2 protein-coding genes are annotated in these 847 nt (G+C 54.7%); both read right to left on the minus strand.

What is annotated here, in order from left to right:
• The coding region (locus NKH41_RS34040; protein ID WP_352935996.1) for an amino acid ABC transporter permease at nt 1-601 on the minus strand (601 nt) is incomplete at its 3' end.
• Between the two features lie 59 nt (nt 602-660).
• Nucleotides 661-847: transporter substrate-binding domain-containing protein (locus NKH41_RS34045; RefSeq protein WP_352935999.1), on the minus strand; the 187-nt coding region annotated here is incomplete at its 5' end.

Genomic DNA, 847 nt, shown 5'->3' on the forward strand with positions numbered 1-847 from the left:
GCGCATAGATGACGGCCAGGACGAGGTATGTTTCGAACTGGTACTGGTTATAGTCGCGCTCCATGATCAAGTGCGCGGTCGCCATCACGTCGGCCGCCCCGATGTACATGACCAGCGCAACGTTATGGATCAGGTAGATGATGGAATTTCCATAGCCAGGCAATGCGAAGTGCACCGCTTGCGGGCCCACGATGCGGGTGATCTTCTGGCGAAAGGTATATCCTAGACTGTCGGCCGCATCATGCTGGCCGCGATCGACGGCCAGGTATGCGGGCCGAAGGACTTCCGACAGATAGCCGCCGTGGTAAAAGCTCAGTCCGACCATCGCAGCGATCGTCGGCGAGAAGAAATCTGCGGAGCCGAACAGGGCCACCAATAGGGGGAGCCCGTAGAACGCGACGAACAACTGGAGGACGACGGGAACGCTGCGGGCATAGGACACGTAGAGGTCGGTGAGGTGGCTGACCACTGGTATCCTGCGAATCCGCAATGTTGTCGCAACGAGCGCCAAGCAAAAGCCGACCAACATGGCGGTAAACGTGATAGCGAGCGTCAGCGGCAATGCCGAGAGCAACTCGGGAATCATAGCAGAAACATCCACTTTGAAACACTCCTTCTTGCAATTCAGCCTTGCCGCTGACGATATCTACTCAGATCGCATCATTTCATATACTTGACGATGCCTTCGCCAAACCACTTCTGCGAGAGCTTTTCGATCGTAGCGTCGTCTTTCAACTCCTTCAGAACTTTGTTCACGTCATTGACCAGAACCTTGTTTTCATCTGACTTGTGGATAAGCATATAAGTGTTGTTGGTGAAGACTGGTTCGGACGCCACGATGTCGAGC

It is taken from the genome of Mesorhizobium sp. M1169, from assembly GCF_040318345.1.
In the GTDB taxonomy this organism is placed as follows: Bacteria; Pseudomonadota; Alphaproteobacteria; order Rhizobiales; family Rhizobiaceae; genus Mesorhizobium.